The sequence below is a fragment of the Paracoccus sp. (in: a-proteobacteria) genome, assembly GCF_047973135.1.
Classification (GTDB): domain Bacteria; phylum Pseudomonadota; class Alphaproteobacteria; order Rhodobacterales; family Rhodobacteraceae; genus Paracoccus.
Genome location: NZ_JBKEBL010000234.1, coordinates 26,359 through 42,714 on the forward strand (window position 1 = coordinate 26,359; position 16,356 = coordinate 42,714).

18 protein-coding genes are annotated in these 16,356 nt (G+C 62.7%); 8 read left to right on the forward strand and 10 right to left on the reverse strand.

The window, feature by feature from the left end; all coding sequences use genetic code 11:
- Positions 1 to 117: 117 nt before the first annotated feature.
- Entirely contained in the window at positions 118 to 1,101 is a 984-nt protein-coding gene (locus ACK5L9_RS17370; RefSeq protein WP_416912713.1) for an aldo/keto reductase, read from the forward strand.
- 94 nt (positions 1,102 to 1,195) lie between these two features.
- Here ACK5L9_RS17370 and rplT read toward each other — a convergent pair whose 3' ends face one another.
- From rplT to pyk, 4 genes are all read right to left on the reverse strand, one after another.
- Positions 1,196 to 1,555, reverse strand: a complete 360-nt coding sequence (rplT, locus tag ACK5L9_RS17375; protein WP_416912714.1) for a 50S ribosomal protein L20 — start codon at positions 1,553 to 1,555, stop codon at positions 1,196 to 1,198.
- 16 nt (positions 1,556 to 1,571) lie between these two features.
- Positions 1,572 to 1,772 carry a 50S ribosomal protein L35 gene (rpmI, locus tag ACK5L9_RS17380; protein ID WP_143791292.1) on the reverse strand — a complete coding sequence of 67 codons (201 nt, stop codon included), beginning with the start codon at positions 1,770 to 1,772 and terminating at the stop codon, positions 1,572 to 1,574.
- A gap of 111 nt (positions 1,773 to 1,883) precedes the next feature.
- The gene (locus ACK5L9_RS17385) at positions 1,884 to 2,108 is read right to left on the reverse strand and encodes a hypothetical protein (protein WP_416912715.1); all 225 of its coding nucleotides are present in this window, start codon (positions 2,106 to 2,108) and stop codon (positions 1,884 to 1,886) included.
- A 33-nt stretch (positions 2,109 to 2,141) separates the two neighbouring features.
- Complete coding sequence (gene pyk, locus ACK5L9_RS17390) at positions 2,142 to 3,587, reverse strand: pyruvate kinase (protein WP_416912716.1); 1,446 nt, start codon at positions 3,585 to 3,587, stop codon at positions 2,142 to 2,144.
- Between the two features lie 108 nt (positions 3,588 to 3,695).
- Between pyk and ACK5L9_RS17395 the strand changes: the two genes are divergently transcribed.
- A complete protein-coding gene (locus ACK5L9_RS17395) occupies positions 3,696 to 4,454 on the forward strand; it encodes an N-formylglutamate amidohydrolase (RefSeq protein WP_416912717.1) in 759 nt (252 codons plus the stop codon).
- 22 nt (positions 4,455 to 4,476) lie between these two features.
- On the opposite strand, the gene ACK5L9_RS17400 is transcribed toward ACK5L9_RS17395, so the two are convergent.
- The 5 genes from ACK5L9_RS17400 to queA form a co-directional block, all read right to left on the reverse strand.
- Positions 4,477 to 4,878 (reverse strand): hypothetical protein, encoded by a 402-nt coding sequence (locus ACK5L9_RS17400; protein ID WP_416912718.1) that lies wholly within the window; start codon positions 4,876 to 4,878, stop codon positions 4,477 to 4,479.
- Positions 4,879 to 4,975: 97 nt separating this feature from the next.
- Positions 4,976 to 6,211: a hypothetical protein gene (locus ACK5L9_RS17405; RefSeq protein WP_416912719.1), complete on the reverse strand. Its 1,236-nt coding sequence runs from the start codon at positions 6,209 to 6,211 to the stop codon at positions 4,976 to 4,978.
- 209 nt (positions 6,212 to 6,420) lie between these two features.
- Complete coding sequence (lpdA, locus tag ACK5L9_RS17410; RefSeq protein WP_416912720.1) at positions 6,421 to 7,812, reverse strand: dihydrolipoyl dehydrogenase; 1,392 nt, start codon at positions 7,810 to 7,812, stop codon at positions 6,421 to 6,423.
- Positions 7,813 to 7,892: 80 nt separating this feature from the next.
- Positions 7,893 to 9,137, reverse strand: a complete 1,245-nt coding sequence (locus tag ACK5L9_RS17415; protein WP_416912721.1) for an MFS transporter — start codon at positions 9,135 to 9,137, stop codon at positions 7,893 to 7,895.
- Positions 9,138 to 9,215: 78 nt separating this feature from the next.
- Positions 9,216 to 10,262, reverse strand: coding sequence for a tRNA preQ1(34) S-adenosylmethionine ribosyltransferase-isomerase QueA (queA, locus tag ACK5L9_RS17420; protein WP_416912722.1), 1,047 nt, complete (start codon positions 10,260 to 10,262; stop codon positions 9,216 to 9,218).
- A gap of 121 nt (positions 10,263 to 10,383) precedes the next feature.
- Here queA and ACK5L9_RS17425 point away from each other — a divergent pair, with 121 nt between their 5' ends.
- Together ACK5L9_RS17425 and bfr are read left to right on the forward strand one after the other, a co-directional pair.
- Entirely contained in the window at positions 10,384 to 10,677 is a 294-nt protein-coding gene (locus ACK5L9_RS17425; RefSeq protein ID WP_416912723.1) for a (2Fe-2S)-binding protein, read from the forward strand.
- Positions 10,625 to 11,110, forward strand: coding sequence for a bacterioferritin (gene bfr / locus ACK5L9_RS17430; protein WP_416912724.1), 486 nt, complete (start codon positions 10,625 to 10,627; stop codon positions 11,108 to 11,110). The genes ACK5L9_RS17425 and bfr overlap by 53 nt, the downstream gene beginning before the upstream one ends.
- 175 nt (positions 11,111 to 11,285) lie before the next feature.
- Here the strand turns inward: bfr and ACK5L9_RS17435 are convergent, their stop codons facing one another.
- Positions 11,286 to 11,960, reverse strand: a complete 675-nt coding sequence (locus ACK5L9_RS17435) for an HAD hydrolase-like protein (protein WP_416912725.1) — start codon at positions 11,958 to 11,960, stop codon at positions 11,286 to 11,288.
- A 115-nt stretch (positions 11,961 to 12,075) separates the two neighbouring features.
- Between ACK5L9_RS17435 and glmU the strand changes: the two genes are divergently transcribed.
- The 4 genes from glmU to ACK5L9_RS17455 form a co-directional block, all read left to right on the forward strand.
- Complete coding sequence (glmU, locus tag ACK5L9_RS17440; RefSeq protein WP_416912726.1) at positions 12,076 to 13,419, forward strand: bifunctional UDP-N-acetylglucosamine diphosphorylase/glucosamine-1-phosphate N-acetyltransferase GlmU; 1,344 nt, start codon at positions 12,076 to 12,078, stop codon at positions 13,417 to 13,419.
- Positions 13,419 to 15,236 (forward strand): glutamine--fructose-6-phosphate transaminase (isomerizing), encoded by a 1,818-nt coding sequence (gene glmS, locus ACK5L9_RS17445; protein ID WP_416912727.1) that lies wholly within the window; start codon positions 13,419 to 13,421, stop codon positions 15,234 to 15,236. The genes glmU and glmS overlap by 1 nt, the downstream gene beginning before the upstream one ends.
- Before the next feature lie 501 nt (positions 15,237 to 15,737).
- Positions 15,738 to 15,929, forward strand: a complete 192-nt coding sequence (locus ACK5L9_RS17450; RefSeq protein ID WP_416912728.1) for a hypothetical protein — start codon at positions 15,738 to 15,740, stop codon at positions 15,927 to 15,929.
- A 132-nt stretch (positions 15,930 to 16,061) separates the two neighbouring features.
- Positions 16,062 to 16,356, forward strand: a 295-nt coding sequence (locus ACK5L9_RS17455; protein WP_416912729.1) for a transposase, incomplete at its 3' end; no start/stop codon positions are given.

Sequence of the window (16,356 nt, forward strand, 5' to 3'; positions counted from 1 at the left end):
GTGCGTAGTGTGGCTGTATGAGACCAAGGACGGCCTCGACTGCTGGCGCGGCATGTGCCGCTTTCCCTTTCCTGTTGTGCATTGCATGATCGGGCCGGACAACGAAGCGAGGTAGTGATGCAGAAACGGCAACTGGGGCAGGGTGGCCCGATGGTCGGGGCGGTGGCATTGGGGACGATGAATTTCTGCGGCACCTATGGCCCGGCGGACCCCGAAGACAGCCTGCGCGTCATGGCGGAATGTCTTGAGATGGGGATCGACCATCTGGACACGTCGGATATCTATGGCGCGGGCCGGGCCGAGGAATTGGTGGCGCGTTTTCTGAAGAACCATCCGGGCCGGGTCACGCTGGCCAGCAAGGGCGGGATCACCCGCGACGGTGACAAGCCCTTTGACAATTCAGCCGCCTATTTGCGCAGCGCGCTTGAGGGATCGCTGCGCCGTCTGGGGGTGGATCACATCGACCTGTACTATCTGCATCGTCATGACATCGCCCATCCCGTCGAGGATGTCATGCAGACGCTGCTGCGTCTTCGCGACGAGGGCAAGATCGGTGCCATCGGCCTGTCCGAGATCGCGCCCTCGACGCTGGAGCGGGCGCTGGCGGTGGGACCGGTGGCGGCGGTGCAGTCGGAATATTCGCTGTGGACCCGTCAGGTCGAACTGGGGATGTCGCAGGCCTGTGTGCGGGCAGGGGCGGCGCTGGTGGCGTTCTCGCCTGTCGGGCGCGGGGTCTTTGGCGATATTCCTCCTGACCCGGCGGCCTTTGGCAAAGGCGATTTCCGCGAAGCCATGCCACGCTTTGACGCGGTGAACTGGCCGCATAATCTGATCCGTTTGCGGCAATTTGCGGCGTTCGCGCAGGATCACGGGCACAGCCCGGCCTCTTTGGCGATTGCCTGGCTGCTGGCGCAGGGCGATCACGTGATTGCGCTGCCCGGATCGCGCAGCGCTGGACATTGGCGGCAGAACGCGGCGGGGGCGGGGATCAAGCTGTCCCCGGAACTGGTTCAGGGGATCAACAGCATCTTGCCGGTTGGCTGGGCGCATGGTCCGCGATACGGCACGGCAATGGCGCGGGGGCCGGCGGTCTATAGCTGACGGCGCGGCCTGTGTCCCGGTCGGCATCCACTGGGCCGGACCGGGTCAGCCCGCGCCTTTCGGGCACGGGCCGTTCATTCCGGCATCGCCCGGATCAGGCGGCTGCCTTGGCCTTTTCGACGATGGCACCGAACGCCTCGGGTTCGTTCACGGCCAGATCGGCCAGAACCTTGCGATCAACTTCGATCCCGGCCTTGGCCAGCAGATTGATGAAGCGCGAATAGGTCAGATCGGCATCAATCATACGGACCGCCGCGTTGATCCGCTGAATCCACAGCGCGCGGAAATTGCGCTTGCGCGTCTTGCGGTCGCGGGTGGCGTATTGGTTGGCCTTGTCCACGGCCTGCGTGGCGGTGCGGAAATTGCGCGAACGCGCCCCGTAATAGCCCTTGGCCGCCTTAAGAACCTTCTTGTGGCGGGCATGCGTGACCTTGCCGGATTTAACTCTTGCCATTGTTCAGATCCCTCGATCAGCGGTTATAGGGCATGTATTTCTTGACGATCTTTGCATCCGCGTCCGACAGGACGGTGGTGCCGCGCGCGTCGCGAATGAACTTCGTCGTGCGCTTGATCATGCCGTGGCGCTTGCCGGCCTGGGCGGATTTCACCTTGCCCGAAGCCGTCATCGAGAACCGCTTTTTTGCGGCCGACTTGGTTTTCATCTTCGGCATTTTCGTCTCCTTGTATCAGAGTGAACACGCGACTCGGCAATGCCATATCGGCCGGCCGCGCGGGCAGTAAAGCGCGCCGTATAAGGGCGCACAGGGGAATTGGCAAGGGGGTCAGGGCTGCGTTGCTTCGCCCGCCACGCGGTGCCATGCCGCCAGAATGTCCTGCGGCTGGAACGGATCGGGGGCGGTATAGGCCCCGCCAAAGATCAGCACGATGCCGACGACCAGCGTGATCACCGCCCCGCGAGGCGCCTGATTTTGCAACAGTTGCAGCAGCGCCGCCACGACCGAGATCAGACACAGCGCGACACCACCCAGCAGCAGATAATCCGACATAGCGAACCCCCGTTTTTCCTTGGCTTTCCGGGTCTATTCCGGATCGCTGGCGTAAATCAACCGCTCGTCGCAGGGGGCGATGCGGATGATGTTGGTGCTGCCGGCCACGTTGAAGGGCACGCCGGCCACAATCACCACCTGCCGCGTCTCGTCGGCGAAACCGAAATCGCGGGCGGCGCGGGTGCCGTTGACCACCGCCTCCTTGAAGCGGGTCAGGCGCGGGGTCGGTACGCAATGCGTCCCCCATGTCAGGCACATGCGGCGCAGAACCGGCACCAGCGGGCTAAGCGCCAGGATCGGCACGCGCGGACGTTCGCGGGCCACCAGACCGACCGTCTTGCCCGACTGGCTGAAGGCGCAGATCGCAGCGACATCCGCCGTCTCGGCGATCTCGCGGGCGGCGGTCACGATGGCTTCGGCCACGCCGTGACGCTTGGCCGAACGCGAGGCGTCGATGATCACGCGATAGGTCGGATCCGATTCGACGGACCGCGCGACGCTGTCCATCGTGCTGACCGCCTCGACCGGATAGGCCCCTGCCGCGCTTTCCGCCGACAGCATCACCGCGTCCGAGCCTTCATAGATGGCATTGGCAACATCGCTGACCTCGGCCCGCGTTGGCATCGGGCTTTCGATCATCGATTCCAGCATCTGAGTCGCCACGATCACCGGCTTGGCGGCGGCGCGGCAGGCGCGGACCAGCCGTTTCTGGATCGGCGGGACCGAATGCACCGGCAGTTCGACGCCCAGATCGCCCCGCGCCACCATGATCCCGTCCGAGACCTTGAGAATCTCGTCAAAGGCGCGCACGGCGGCGGGTTTTTCGATCTTGGACAGCACGGCGGCGCGGCCACGGGCCAGGGTCTTGGCCTCTTCGACATCGGCGGCGCGCTGTACGAAGGACAGGGCCAGCCAGTCCGCGCCCAGTTCGCAGGCAAATTCCAGGTCGTCGCGATCCTTGTCCGACAGCGCTGCCAGCGGCAGAACCACATCGGGCACGTTCACGCCCTTGCGGTCGCTGATCGTGCCGCCCACGGTCACGGTGCAATCGGCGAAATCCTTGCCGCAGGCCTCTACGCGCAAGCGGATCTTGCCGTCATTGACCAGCAATTCGCTGCCCGGTTCCAGCGCGGCAAAGATTTCGGGATGGGGCAGTTGCACCCGACGCGAATCGCCAGGGGCCGCGTCCAGATCAAAGCGGAAGCGGTCGCCATCCTCAAGATCGTGCCCGCCGCCGACGAACTGCCCGACCCGCAGCTTTGGCCCCTGCAAATCCGCCAGAACCGCGATGGGGCGACCGGTTTCGGCCTCGACCTCGCGGATGGCGTCGTAACGCGCGCGGTGATCGTCGTGATTCCCGTGGCTCATGTTCAGCCGGAATACATCGGCCCCGGCGTCGAACAGGGCACGGATCATCTCTTTGCTGCTGGAGGCTGGCCCCAGCGTTGCCACGATCTTTACGTTGCGATGTCGTCTCATGCTGGTTCGCCCTTCAAGTGCCCTGCCGCGATTGCCGTTAGCGATAAACCAACTGCCTGATGGCGGCAACTGGCGTCTGTTCCGCAAATCCCGTATTCAGCCTGAATCATGCAAGATGACAGTATCCTCACAGAGCGCGCTTTCCTCATCACCGGCGGGGGTCGCCCGTCGCGCTGGCTGGTGACATGTGATCATGCCACGAACCGCGTGCCGGTCTGGGTGAATGGCGGCGATCTGGGTATCGCGCCCGCAGACATGGCCCGCCACATCGCCTTTGATCCGGGCGCGGCGGGGCTTGCCGGACTGCTTGCCGAACGGCTGGACGCGCCGGCGATCTTTTCCGATTTCTCGCGGCTGGTGATCGACCCGAACCGGGGCGAGGACGACCCGACCCTGTTGATGCGGCTTTATGACGGCACTGTCATCCCCGCCAACCGCCATGCCGACGAGGCCGAGCGTCAGCGCAGGCTGGACCGGCTGCACCGCCCCTATCACCGCGCGCTTGAGGTGCTGGCCGCTGCCCATCCGGCGCGCTGCATCTGCGCCGTCCACAGCTTTACCCCGCAACTGCGCGGCCGTCCTCCCCGTCCCTGGCAGGTGGGGATCCTGTTCTCGCATCTGGATACGCGGTTGGGGCCGGCGATGGTGCAGGCCTGCCGCGATGAGGGTTGGATCACTGGCGAGAACCAGCCCTATGGCGGGCATCTGGACGGCGATTCCATCGACCGTCATGCGCTGCGCCATGGCCGCCCGAACCTGCTGATCGAGATCCGCAACGACCTGATCGCCACCCCTGAAGGTCAACAGGATTGGGCTGCTCGCCTTGCCCCCGTGCTGACCGGCGTTCTGGCCGCTGCGGGCGCGTGACCGGCAGCCGCGGCGCGCGCTGTCAGGCACCCTCGGGCGGGCGGGAAATCAGGCGGACCGGCGCAAGAAACCCGTAAAATCCGTCCGCCGGGAAAAGTCCCTGAGCGCCGTCATTTTCCAGAACCGGCCCCTCGCCGACATCATGCCGCCGCCATCCGGTGCGAAAGCGGAAACGGTCCCAGTCCTCGGGCCGGTCCGGATCGGCATCGGTCAGTGGAAGCACCGCCAGCTCTCCGGGTCCGTCCAGCCTCCAGCGAAACGCCATCTCGTGATCGCCGCCAAGCCGGCCCTGCTGAAGAAGCAGCCCCGTACCATCCGCCCGAAAAGTGACGGTCGAGGTCGTCACCGCCGAAAAACTGCCCTCGACAGTCCCCCACACCCCGACAGGGCCGCGTTGCAAGGTCCAGTCATAGGGATGGGTCATGGTGATCGCGCCGCCGTTGGTTTGGATCTTGCCGCCGGATTATGGGTTTCGTTCTTCGCAATGCCGCGTTTGTCAGACTTTGACCATAATCGCCAGATTATGTTTGCGCAAAACGCCGTTTCCCAACAGGTTCTTCTTGCGCCTCGGATGCAGCGGGATCGATTGCGGGTTCCTTCGGGGCGTCGGGTTGCGGTGCCTGAACATCGGGCGTGACTTCTGCTGGCGTTTGCTCGGTCGTTAGCCGGGTTTTCACCACGCCTTCCAGCGCGTCGAAGGCACGGTCTGTGAACAACCCTGCAACGACACCCAGAAAAGCCGCCGAGAACGGGTTGCTGTTGTCCAGTGCCAGTTCGGGATCGACGGTGAACAGCAAGGTGCCGCCCTTGATGACCAGAAGCGCCACAAAACCTGCGATGAAGCCTTTGACAATCCGAAAAAACAGGTCATCGCCTGGACGGTGCAGTCCCGCGAAAAGCGAACCTACCCCTGCGGCTGAAACCACCGCGAGGATCAAAATCAGATCGCTTGGAAACGTGGACAGGAAAAAAAGCGGGCCGGCCCAGCCCGGACGCTGCTGCAACGATGGGGGTGTAGATGGAATGGTCTCCCTGACCTTCTGCAATTGCTGTTCGACCGATTTTCGCAATTCATTGATTGCCTGTTGTCGCGCTTTAAGCTGTGCAATGGAGTCCTGAACGCTGCTACTGATACTATCGTAATCGACCTCGGCATTCTGCGGGGTATCCAACTCTCGAATTGCCGATAAAAATTGCAAGTCTATCCCGCGCAGAATTGTCTCCGTTGGGTTTTTGGGCTCAACGATTACCGGGATCTGGTTGGAAGCTGCACGAATCTTGATCGCCCACTGAGTGTCATTAACTTTACCAGAACCGACAACCCCTTGAAGTGCAGCAAGGCCACTCGCTAGCGACGACATTTCCTGTCCCAGATTAGCGAGGGTAAGTTGAGTGTCGCTGTTTGCTGCGCGGATGACGGCCTCGTCAGAGCTTGCCTTCCGCAGGTTGAAAAGCTCTTTCATCAACAGGTAAACAGTTGCGTTGGTATCATCTGCGCCAGTAAATTCCAGAGCTTCGAGCCTTTGAAGCGTGCGCGTTAGTAACTTCTCTTCGGTCTTGATCGGCAGGGCACTGGCTTCGGCTATGGTTTTGCCCTCATTGTTGACCAGCGCGGTCACGCTGCTGCGTGCCAGTACCAATTCGCTTGTTACGAACCGTTTGGCGGAAACTCTGTTGGCAAGTTCCATGACACTGTATGCGCTGATCACAAGAAGAAGAACCAGCAACGGAGCGACTAGAATCCTGGAAATATTCATCGTGCGGTTCCTCTGATAAATGGAATCAGTTTATCTTGAGGCTCAAAAATAATCAAAAATATTATTTTTAATAATAGATACTGAAGTGGATATATTTCATGGGTTTGCGCAAAATATTTCATTTTAAACTTGTGCAAGTATTCAGCCGGAATGCAAAAAGACCGGCCTCTTGCGGGGCCGGTCCTTTGGGTGTCGTGGATCAGGTTCTGTCAGAAATGGATCGCGCGGCCATAGGCGTCGAGAACCGCCTCGTGCATCATTTCCGAAAGCGTCGGGTGCGGGAATACGGTTTCCATCAGTTCGGCCTCGGTCGTTTCCAGCGCGCGTCCGACGACATAGCCCTGAATCAGTTCCGTCACCTCGGCACCGATCATGTGGGCACCCAGCAATTCGCCGGTTTTCGCGTCGAACACGGTCTTGATCAACCCCTCGGGTTCGCCAAGTGCGATGGCCTTGCCGTTGCCGATAAAGGGGAAGCGGCCGACGCGGATCTCGTGGCCGGCCTCTTTCGCCCTGGCCTCGGTCAGGCCGACACTGGCGACTTGCGGGTGGCAATAGGTGCAGCCCGCGATGCTGCCCGGCTTGATCGGGTGGGGGTGGCCGCCCGCGATCAGTTCGGCAACCATCACGCCCTCGTGGCTGGCCTTGTGGGCAAGCCAGGGCGCGCCGGCCACGTCGCCGATGGCGTAAAGCCCGGCCACGCCCGTGCGGCAGAATTCGTCGGTGACGATATGGGTGCGGTCCAGCTTGACGCCCAGTTCCTCAAGGCCAAGGTTTTCCACGTTGCCGACAATGCCGACGGCGGAAATCACCGTGTCGAATTCCACCTTTTCGGATTTGCCGCCCGCCTCGATGGTGGCGATCACCTTGTCGGCCTTGCGGTCCAGCGCCGTGACCGACGCCTTTTCCATGATCTTCATGCCCTGCTTGGTAAAGGCCTTTTTGGCGAAGGCGCTGATTTCGGCATCCTCGACCGGCAGCACGCGATCCATCACCTCGACGACGGTGGTGTCGGCCCCCAGCGTGTTGAAAAAGCTGGCAAACTCGATGCCGATCGCGCCCGAGCCGATAACCAGCAGCTTTTTCGGCATATGCGGCGGCTTCAGCGCGTGCTTGTAGTTCCAGACGCGCTTGCCATCGGGTTCCAGCCCCGGCAATTCGCGGGCCCGTGCGCCGGTGGCAACGATGATGTTCTTTGCCGTCAGTTCCTCGCTGCCCTTGTCGGTCGTGACGGTGATCTTGCCGGGGGCGGTCAGCTTTGCCTCGCCCATGATCGAGGTGATCTTGTTCTTCTTGAACAGGTGTCCGATGCCGCCGGAAAGCTGTTTGGCGACCCCGCGCGACCGGTCCACGACCTTGCCAAGGTCAAAGCCGATCTTGTCGGCGGAAAGGCCGAAATCCTTGGCGCGGTGCATCAGGTGGAACACCTCGGCGCTGCGCAGCAGGGCCTTGGTCGGGATACAGCCCCAGTTCAGGCAGATGCCGCCCAGATGCTCTCGCTCGATACAGGCCACGTTCAGCCCAAGCTGAGCGCCCCGGATCGCCGCCACATAGCCGCCGGGGCCCGCGCCGATTACTATCAAGTCGAAATTCCGGGCCATATTGTTCCTCCGGTTGCTGAAGATGGTTCAGCGTTAAACCATTCGTCCCGCGTCAGCAAGCAGGGCAGAAGGCTTGCATATCAGCCTTGCGCCGGGGGGGATTGCGCCTCGTCCAGCGCCGCCTCGACGGCGGTAACGGTGGCGGTGGGTGTGACCACGGGATAGCTGCCCTGTTCGGCGACGGGCAGGGCCGGGCGGCGGATCATGCGCCAGCCCGCATAAAGGCTGAGCAGGGCCAGCAGAACGCCCATATAGACCCAGTATCCGTCCGGCCCCAGCCATCCCATCAGCCAGCCGGTGATCAGCGGCCCGCCCATGGAGCCAAGCCCGTTGATGAACAGCAGCCCGGCCGAAGCCGCCGCCATGTCCGACGGTTCAAGATAGTCGTTGGTATGGGCCAGCAGCAGCCCATAGACAGGATTCGCGACCCCTCCGATCAAAGCGCCCACCAGTGTCAGACCCAGAATGCCAGGCTGGAACAGGACGGTTGCGGCGACAACGGCGGTGCCAAGAACCGACAGGATCAGCACCAGCACCCTGCGGTCGGACCGGTCTGACAGCCAGCCGATGGGGAATTGCAGCACCAGCCCGCCCGCATAGATCGCCGCCACAAAGACCGAGATGTCGCGCACCGTCAGCCCCCTGGCCGAGCCCCAGACGGCGGACATGCCGAACAGCGCGGAAAACACCCCGCCCATCAGGAAAATTCCGACAAAGCCAAGCGGCGAGACACGGTAGAGCCGGCCGAAGGACATGCGCTTGATCGTCTCGAAGGCGGGGGCGGGTTGGGCCGACAGCAGGATCGGCGTGAAGGACAGCGACACCAGCACCGAGGGGATGATGAACAGTAAAAAACCCGCCGGATCGCCCGCATTCAGCAGCATCTGCGCAAAGATGATTCCCAGCATCTGCACGATCATATAGGCTGACAGTGCCTGTCCGCGCGTCTCGTTCGTGGCGCCCGCGTTCAGCCAGCTTTCGGCGGTGATATAGACCCCGCAGAAGGAAAAACCGATGACAAGGCGCAGCGCGGACCAGATGATCCAGTCCGGAGCGGCGGCATATAGCACCAGTACCGCCGATATCAGCGAACCGAGCGCGGCAAAGACGCGGACATGGCCGACGCTCTGGATCAGGCGCGGCACGATCAGGCTGCCCAGCAGGAAACCGCCGAAATAGGCCGACATGACCACCGACATCTGAAATGTGGGAATCCCCTCGATCCCGCCGCGAATCCCCAGAAGCGTGCCCTGCATCCCGTTGCCCACCATCAGCAGCAGAATGCCCAGAAGCAGCGTCCAGGTGCTGCGCAATACGGAAGTCATGCAGAAGTCGCCTTGTCGAGTCGGTCAGTCTGACTGTCCTAATCCCGGACGGGGGCGGGCGCATGTCTGAATGCGACCTCAGGGCAGCAAAAGCGACGCATCGCCATAGCTGAAGAACCGGTAGTCACGCGCGACGGCATGGGCATAGATTCGCCGGATCCTCTCGGCCCCCATCAGCGCCGAGACCAGCATCAGCAGGGTTGATTTCGGCAGGTGGAAATTGGTCATCAGCCCGTCACTGACCCGAAAGCGATAGCCGGGATAGATGAAGATGTCGGTCGTGCCGCTGAAGGGCTGCATCAGGCCATCAGGCAGGGCCGCCGATTCGATCAGCCGCAGGGCGGTGGTGCCGACGGGAATCACCCGTCGGCCTGCGGCCTTGGCGCGGTTGATCGTATCGGCGGCCTCGGGGCTGACCTCGCCCCTTTCGGCATGCATGCGGTGGGTGGTCACGTCCTCGACCTTGACGGGCAGAAATGTGCCTGCGCCGACATGCAGGGTGACATACACAAATTCGACGCCGCGCGCGGCCAGCGACCGCAACAGAGGCGCATCGAAATGCAGGCTGGCGGTGGGGGCGGCGACAGCGCCCTGATGGGCGGCCCAGACGGTCTGGTAGTCGTGATGGTCCTGCGCATCCGGTGCGCGCAGGCTGGCGATATAGGGCGGCAGTGGCATCGCCCCCACCTGCGCCAGCGCCGCGTCGAAGGCATCGCCTTCTGCGTCAAAGCCCAGAACCAGTTCGCCCCCGGCGATGGACAGGACTTGTGCCGACAGCGTGCCGTCAAAGCGGATCACCTCGCCTTCGCGCAGCTTGCGCAGCGGCTTGGCCAGTGCCCGCCAGCCATGCGCAGCGGGTTCCAGCAGCGTGACCTCGATCTTTGCCACCGCCTCGCCCTGTGCGGTCGCGCGCGTCCGCGTGCCGGTCAGCCGCGCCGGAATCACCCGCGTGTCGTTCAGGACCAGCAGATCTCTGGGATGCAGGATGTCGGGCAGGTCAAGGACATGATGATCGCCGATCACGTCACCTTTGGCCAGCAACAGACGCGCGGCGCTGCGCGGGCGGGCGGGACGGGTGGCGATCAGCCGCTCGGGCAGGGTGAAATCGAAATCGGACAGCTTCATGGCAGGTGCTTCTGCGCCCTTGTCGCAGGGCGGTCAATGCCGGAACGTGACGTCTGACTGAAATACTTGGTCTTTACATATCCGACAATTTCACTAAGTTCATTCTGGAACGGAGGCCATCATGATCGTCTGCCACTGTACCCAAATATCGGATCACGATATCCGCGCCGCAATCGACTGGATGCGGGCGGCCGATCCTGACACGATCATCACGCCCGGCAAGATTTATCATGCCCTGGGCAAACGCGCCGATTGCGGCGGCTGCATGCCCCTTTTTCTGGACACCATGCGCAGCTCTGATAGTTTCGGGGTTTTGCCACCTGTTTTACGATCGAAATCAGACACCGGGAAAGGTATCCAGCATGAAGGGCGACGCCAAAGTCATCGAATATCTGAACGCCGCGCTGCGGTCTGAACTGACCGCCGTCAGCCAGTACTGGCTGCACTATCGGCTGCAAGAGGATTGGGGTTATGGCCGCATCGCCTCCAAATCCCGCGCCGAATCCATCGAGGAAATGCATCACGCCGACCGGCTGATCCAGCGGATCATTTTTCTTGAAGGCCACCCGAATCTGCAAAAGCTGGACCCGCTGCGGATCGGGCAGACGCTGAAGGAAACGCTGGATGCCGATCTGGCAAGCGAGAATGATGCCCGCAGCTTGTATATCGAGGCGCGCGACCATTGCGAAAAGGTTGGCGACTATGTCAGCAAGGCCCTGTTCGAGGATCTCATCGGCGACGAGGAGGGCCATATCGACTTTCTGGAAACCCAGATTGGCCTGTATGACACCATCGGTGAAAAACACTATGGCCTGCTGAACGCCAAACCCGCCGATGAGGCCGAATAAAGGAAACCGGGCCGGATGAAAGACGCCCCGCCCGCCCCGGTTATGGCAGCGGGGGCGGGACGGGGCGGCAGGAGACGCGGAGGACTGCCTCAAGGTCGGTCCGCATGACTTCTTTGCGCGAAATTGGTTAAGAAATCGTTAATGCGCGGACAAAATGCGCCTTGGTCTGTCCGGATCAGCCAAGCCAGCGCCGCGCCAGATCGGGCAGTTCGTCGTAATGACCGATCATCGCGTCGGGACGCAGGCGCGAAATCCCCTCGCCCTCGGGGCCAAAGGCGACAAGGGCGATGCGCACACCGGCAGTCGCTGCCGTATTGCGGTCGGTTTCGGTATCGCCCAGCAGAAAGGACGACGCGATCCGGCCGCCCGCGCCCTCGACCGCGGCGCGATAGGGGCGCGGGTCGGGCTTGCGCACCGGCAGCGTGTCGGCCCCGATCATCGCGGCAAAGGCGTCACGCACCCCCAGTTCGCGCAGCAGCGATTCGGCCAGCCCCTCGGGTTTGTTCGTGCAGACAGCCAGCCGGTGTCCATCCGCCGCCAGCCGGTTCAGCGCGGCCTCAACCCCTGGATACAGCCGGGTATGCCGCGCGATATTGTCGCCGTAATGGGCCAGAAGCCGGGGAAAATCCTCATCTTCGGCACCGGGGGGCAGCAATGTGCCAGCCCCGATCCGGCCATAGCCCGTCCGCAGCATGGCCCGCCCGCCGTGAAAGGCGATCAGCGCGTCGGCGACCGGATCCAGCAGATCGCCCAGACCGCGCGCCCGGAAACAGGCATTCGCCGCAGCGATCAGATCGCCCGAGGTATCGGCCAGCGTGCCGTCCAGATCGAAAACCACCGTGCCTGCCATTCGTCCCTCGTCGCGCAATGTTTCGACACCAAAGGTGAACGTGCGGGGCTTTTCAGCCCGCGCCCATCCCTTTAGAACGCCGGTCAACAAATTTGAACAGGCAATGAGGCGGGCAATGGCAGATATTCCGGTCGCGATAGTGGTTCTGGCAGCCGGGCAGGGCAGTCGCATGCAGTCGGATCTGCCCAAGGTGCTGCACCGTCTGGGCGGGGTTCCCCTGATTGGCCACGCGCTTGCCGCCGCGCGCAGTCTGGACCCCGAACAGATCATCGTCGTGGCGGGCCACGGCGCGGATGCTGTCGGCAAGGCGGTTGCCCGGCTGGAACCCGAGGCGCGGATCGTGCTGCAGGCCGAGCAGCTTGGCACCGGCCATGCCGTCCGTCAGGCCCTGCCCGAGCTTGAGGGCTTTGAGGGAAAGGTGATCGTCCTTTACGGCGACACGCCCTTTATCGGTCAGGATACATTGGCGGCGCTGGCCAGCCATGGCTCGGATGTCGTGGTTCTGGGCTTTGAGGCACGCGATCCGGGCCGCTATGGTCGGCTTGTCGTTACCGGCAAGGGGCTGGAACGGATCGTCGAGTTCAAGGATGCCGATGCCGCCACCCGCCGGATCGCGCTGTGCAATTCGGGAGTGATGGCGCTGGATGCCGCCCTGCTGCGGCAACTGATCGTGCGGCTGAAAAACGAGAACGCGGCGGGCGAATATTACCTGACCGATCTGGTCGAACTGGCGCGATCCGAGGGGCGCCGCGCCGATATTGTCACCTGCGACGAAGATGAAACTCTGGGTATCAATACCCGCGCCGAACTGGCCACCGCCGAGGCCGCGTTCCAGACCCGCGCGCGCGCCGGGGCGCTGGATAACGGCGTGACCCTGAGTGACCCGGCGACGGTCTGGTTCTCGCTGGATACAGTCATCGGCCGCGATGCGGTCATCGGGCAGAATGTCGTCTTCGGCCCCGGCGTGACCGTGGAATCGGGGGCCGAAATCCTGCCCTTCTGCCATCTCGAAGGCTGCCATGTCTCGGCCGGGGCAACCGTTGGCCCCTTCGCCCGGCTTCGCCCCGGCGCGGAACTGGGCGGCGATGTCCATGTCGGCAATTTCGTCGAGATCAAGAACGCCGTGCTGGACGAGGGCGTCAAGGTCGGCCACCTGACCTATCTGGGCGATGCCCATATCGGAGAGCGGACGAATATCGGCGCGGGCACGATCACCTGCAACTACGACGGCGTGTCCAAGCACCGGACAGAGATCGGTGCCCGCGCCTTCATCGGCAGCGATACGATGCTGGTCGCGCCGGTCCGGGTGGGTGATGACGCGATGACGGGGTCCGGCTCGGTCATTACACAGGATGTCGGGGATGGCGCGCTGGCCATCGGGCGGGCGCGGCAGGCGAACAAACCGGCGCTGGCGCTGCGCATGATGCAGGCGCTGCGGGCCAAAAAGGGGACAAGCTGATGTGCGGCATCATTGGAATCCTGGGCAGGCACGAAGTCTCGCCGCAGCTTGTCGATGCGCTGCGGCGGCTGGAATATCGCGGCTATGACAGCGCGGGCGTGGCGACGGTGGATGACAGCGGCAAGCTGGACCGCCGCCGCGCCGTCGGCAAGCTGGTCAACCTGTCGGACCGGCTGGTCCACCAGCCTCTGCCCGGCCATTCCGGCATCGGCCATACTCGCTGGGCCACCCATGGCGCCGCGACCGAAGACAACGCCCATCCTCACCGCCATGGCCCGGTGGCGGTCGTCCATAACGGCATCATCGAAAATTTCCGCGAACTGCGCGAGGAACTGGCTACATTTGGCATCCAGCCGCAATCGCAGACCGATACGGAAACTGTCGCCCTGCTGACCGGGCATCACATGGCGCGGGGCATGGCCCCGCTGGCCGCCGCTCGCGCCACGCTGGCCCGGTTGCAGGGGGCCTTTGCGCTGGCCTTCCTTTTCGAGGGCGAAACCGACCTGATGATCGCGGCGCGCAAGGGCAGCCCGCTGGCCATCGGCCATGGCGAGGGCGAGATGTTCCTTGGCTCGGACGCGGTTGCGCTGGCCCCCTTCACCGACCGGATCACCTATCTTGAGGATGGCGATCACGCGGTGCTGACCCGTGACGGTGTGTGGATCCATGATGCCCATGGTCGGCAGGTCAGCCGCCCGCAATCGCGCATCGACGCGGGGGCAACGACCATAGACAAGGGCGGCTACCGGCATTTCATGGCCAAGGAGATCGCCGAACAGCCGGTGGTGATCGGCGATGTGCTGAACCACTATGTCAAGGACGACCGGATCGTTCTGCCCGAAGGGCTGGATTTCGCGGGTGTGGACCGGCTTTCCCTTGTCGCCTGCGGCACCGCGCATCTGGCAGGACATGTCGCGAAATACTGGTTTGAACAGCTTGCCGGCCTGCCCTGCGACATCGACGTCGCGTCCGAGTTTCGCTATCGCGAACCTCCGCTGTCGCCCGCAAGCTGGTTCATCGCCATCAGCCAGTCGGGCGAAACCGCCGACACTCTGGCCGCGCTGCACTATGCCAGCGAACATGTCGGCCGGACCGTCGGTCTGGTCAATGTCGGCACCTCGGCCATCGCCCGCGATTCCGACGTGGCCCTGCCCACCCTCGCCGGCATCGAGGTCAGCGTCGCCTCGTCCAAGGCCCTGACCTGCCAGTTGACCGTGCTGGCCATTCTGGCCCTGAAAGCTGCCCGCGACCGTGGCCGCATCGACGATGCCTCGCTGTCCGCACATCTGGCCGACCTGCGCAGGATTCCGGGCCTCATGCAGCAGGCGCTGAGCCTGTCCGACGAATGCCGCGCCCTGTCCGACTGGCTGGCCCAGGCCCGCGACGTGCTTTATCTGGGCCGTGGCGCGCTGTATCCGGTCGCGCTGGAGGGGGCGCTGAAGCTGAAGGAACTCAGCTATATCCACGCCGAGGGCTATGCCGCAGGCGAACTGAAACACGGCCCTATCGCCCTGATCGACCGCGATGTCCCGGTGATCGTGGTTGCCCCGCATGACGCGCTGTTCGACAAGACCATCTCGAACATGCACGAGGTCATGGCCCGCCACGGCCAGATCCTGCTGCTTTCGGACGAGCAAGGTATCGCCGAGGGCAGCGAAGGCACCCGCGCCACCCTGAAAATGCCCTCTGGCGGCGGCGCCTTCCGGCCGATCCTCTATACCGTCCCCATCCAGTACCTCGCCTACCACACGGCCGTCGCCAAAGGCACCGACGTGGACCAGCCCCGCAACCTGGCGAAATCGGTGACGGTAGAGTAAATGGCGGGTGGATCGGCAGGCGTGAAACGTCATCGCCCTCGGGCCATCGGGCACTGGAAAAACCCATGTTGACAGGCACGGCAGGATGCTTCGAACCTTCGATCCACCTTGGCAAGTATTCAAGGCCCCGTCCTTCTTGGCAGCCTCGCGCCCGCCGCGCGCTCACCAAAAGACAGATCCGAATACAAAAATCACAACCGCAGTCCCTCGGTTTGAACGAGGGATCAAAGGGTTGGTTCTCCTGCTCATCGCCTATATCGGTTTCAGCGTGGCAAGCCTCTCCCCGAGCGCGAAGAGCGAGTTTGTCTACCGGCTCCTGAGCCCGGATTTCAGCCTGCCCCACGGCAAATAGGGCTTGAAACAAGGCCGTAACCCCAGATTGCGTGACAATTCTGCCACGCCGAGATTGCGTCTTGCCCGACCGGCATGAGCAATTGAAACTTTCCGTGCTAAGGCTGATCTCAACGCCTATCTGAGAGGTAGGATTAAGCGGAGGTCGCCATGATCAGCATCATCGGGAAGATCCAGAACTTCTTTGCGGACCAGGGCCATCAAGGCGCAACATGGGACGAAACGACCCATTATGTTGAGCCTTCGGAGATCACAGATCAGCATGGTATTCCGCTGATTGCCTACAGCGATAAAGACATCTCCGCCGCATATGGCGTTCAAGGTCCGAACAACGATTGGTAAAGCCCCGGAAATTTCCGAGGCTTGAAATATCTCACACCAATAGAATCTATCAGCCTCGGGTTAGGGTCCGTGGACATTTTTGGTTCCTTAGCTGCGTGATTTCTGATTCAAGCTTTCCAAAAGGAGGATTGAATGGACGAGCAGCGGTTTGTGGTGACGGATGAGATTTGGGCGCATCTCGAACCCCATCTTCCCGGCAAGAAGAGCGATAGCGGCGTGACGGGCAGGGACAATCGCCTGTTTCTGGAGGCCGTCCTTTGGCGGGTGCGCACCGGTTTGCCCTGGCGAGATCTGCCGGTGGAATTCGGGAACTGGAACAGCGTGTTCCGGCGTTTCCGAAGATGGGCCAAGGGGGGTGTTTTCGAGCGCCTGTTCAAAGAGATACGTGGAGAACCCGATTTCGAATACGCGCTGATCGACGGAACCA

Excerpts from the sequence above, each read along its gene's own strand:
- queA (WP_416912722.1), bottom strand. The coding sequence starts at position 10,262 with ATGAAGCTGTCCGATTTCGATTTCACCCTGCCCGAGCGGCTGATCGCC.
- glmU (WP_416912726.1), top strand. The coding sequence starts at position 12,076 with ATGGCAGATATTCCGGTCGCGATAGTGGTTCTGGCAGCCGGGCAGGGC.
- ACK5L9_RS17425 (WP_416912723.1), top strand. The coding sequence starts at position 10,384 with ATGATCGTCTGCCACTGTACCCAAATATCGGATCACGATATCCGCGCC.
- ACK5L9_RS17450 (WP_416912728.1), top strand. The coding sequence starts at position 15,738 with ATGATCAGCATCATCGGGAAGATCCAGAACTTCTTTGCGGACCAGGGC.
- ACK5L9_RS17400 (WP_416912718.1), bottom strand. The coding sequence starts at position 4,878 with ATGACCCATCCCTATGACTGGACCTTGCAACGCGGCCCTGTCGGGGTG.
- bfr (WP_416912724.1), top strand. The coding sequence starts at position 10,625 with ATGAAGGGCGACGCCAAAGTCATCGAATATCTGAACGCCGCGCTGCGG.
- ACK5L9_RS17405 (WP_416912719.1), bottom strand. The coding sequence starts at position 6,211 with ATGAATATTTCCAGGATTCTAGTCGCTCCGTTGCTGGTTCTTCTTCTT.
- ACK5L9_RS17415 (WP_416912721.1), bottom strand. The coding sequence starts at position 9,137 with ATGACTTCCGTATTGCGCAGCACCTGGACGCTGCTTCTGGGCATTCTG.
- ACK5L9_RS17385 (WP_416912715.1), bottom strand. The coding sequence starts at position 2,108 with ATGTCGGATTATCTGCTGCTGGGTGGTGTCGCGCTGTGTCTGATCTCG.
- rpmI (WP_143791292.1), bottom strand. The coding sequence starts at position 1,772 with ATGCCGAAGATGAAAACCAAGTCGGCCGCAAAAAAGCGGTTCTCGATG.
- ACK5L9_RS17370 (WP_416912713.1), top strand. The coding sequence starts at position 118 with ATGCAGAAACGGCAACTGGGGCAGGGTGGCCCGATGGTCGGGGCGGTG.
- glmS (WP_416912727.1), top strand. The coding sequence starts at position 13,419 with ATGTGCGGCATCATTGGAATCCTGGGCAGGCACGAAGTCTCGCCGCAG.
- ACK5L9_RS17395 (WP_416912717.1), top strand. The coding sequence starts at position 3,696 with ATGCAAGATGACAGTATCCTCACAGAGCGCGCTTTCCTCATCACCGGC.
- rplT (WP_416912714.1), bottom strand. The coding sequence starts at position 1,555 with ATGGCAAGAGTTAAATCCGGCAAGGTCACGCATGCCCGCCACAAGAAG.
- pyk (WP_416912716.1), bottom strand. The coding sequence starts at position 3,587 with ATGAGACGACATCGCAACGTAAAGATCGTGGCAACGCTGGGGCCAGCC.
- lpdA (WP_416912720.1), bottom strand. The coding sequence starts at position 7,812 with ATGGCCCGGAATTTCGACTTGATAGTAATCGGCGCGGGCCCCGGCGGC.
- ACK5L9_RS17435 (WP_416912725.1), bottom strand. The coding sequence starts at position 11,960 with ATGGCAGGCACGGTGGTTTTCGATCTGGACGGCACGCTGGCCGATACC.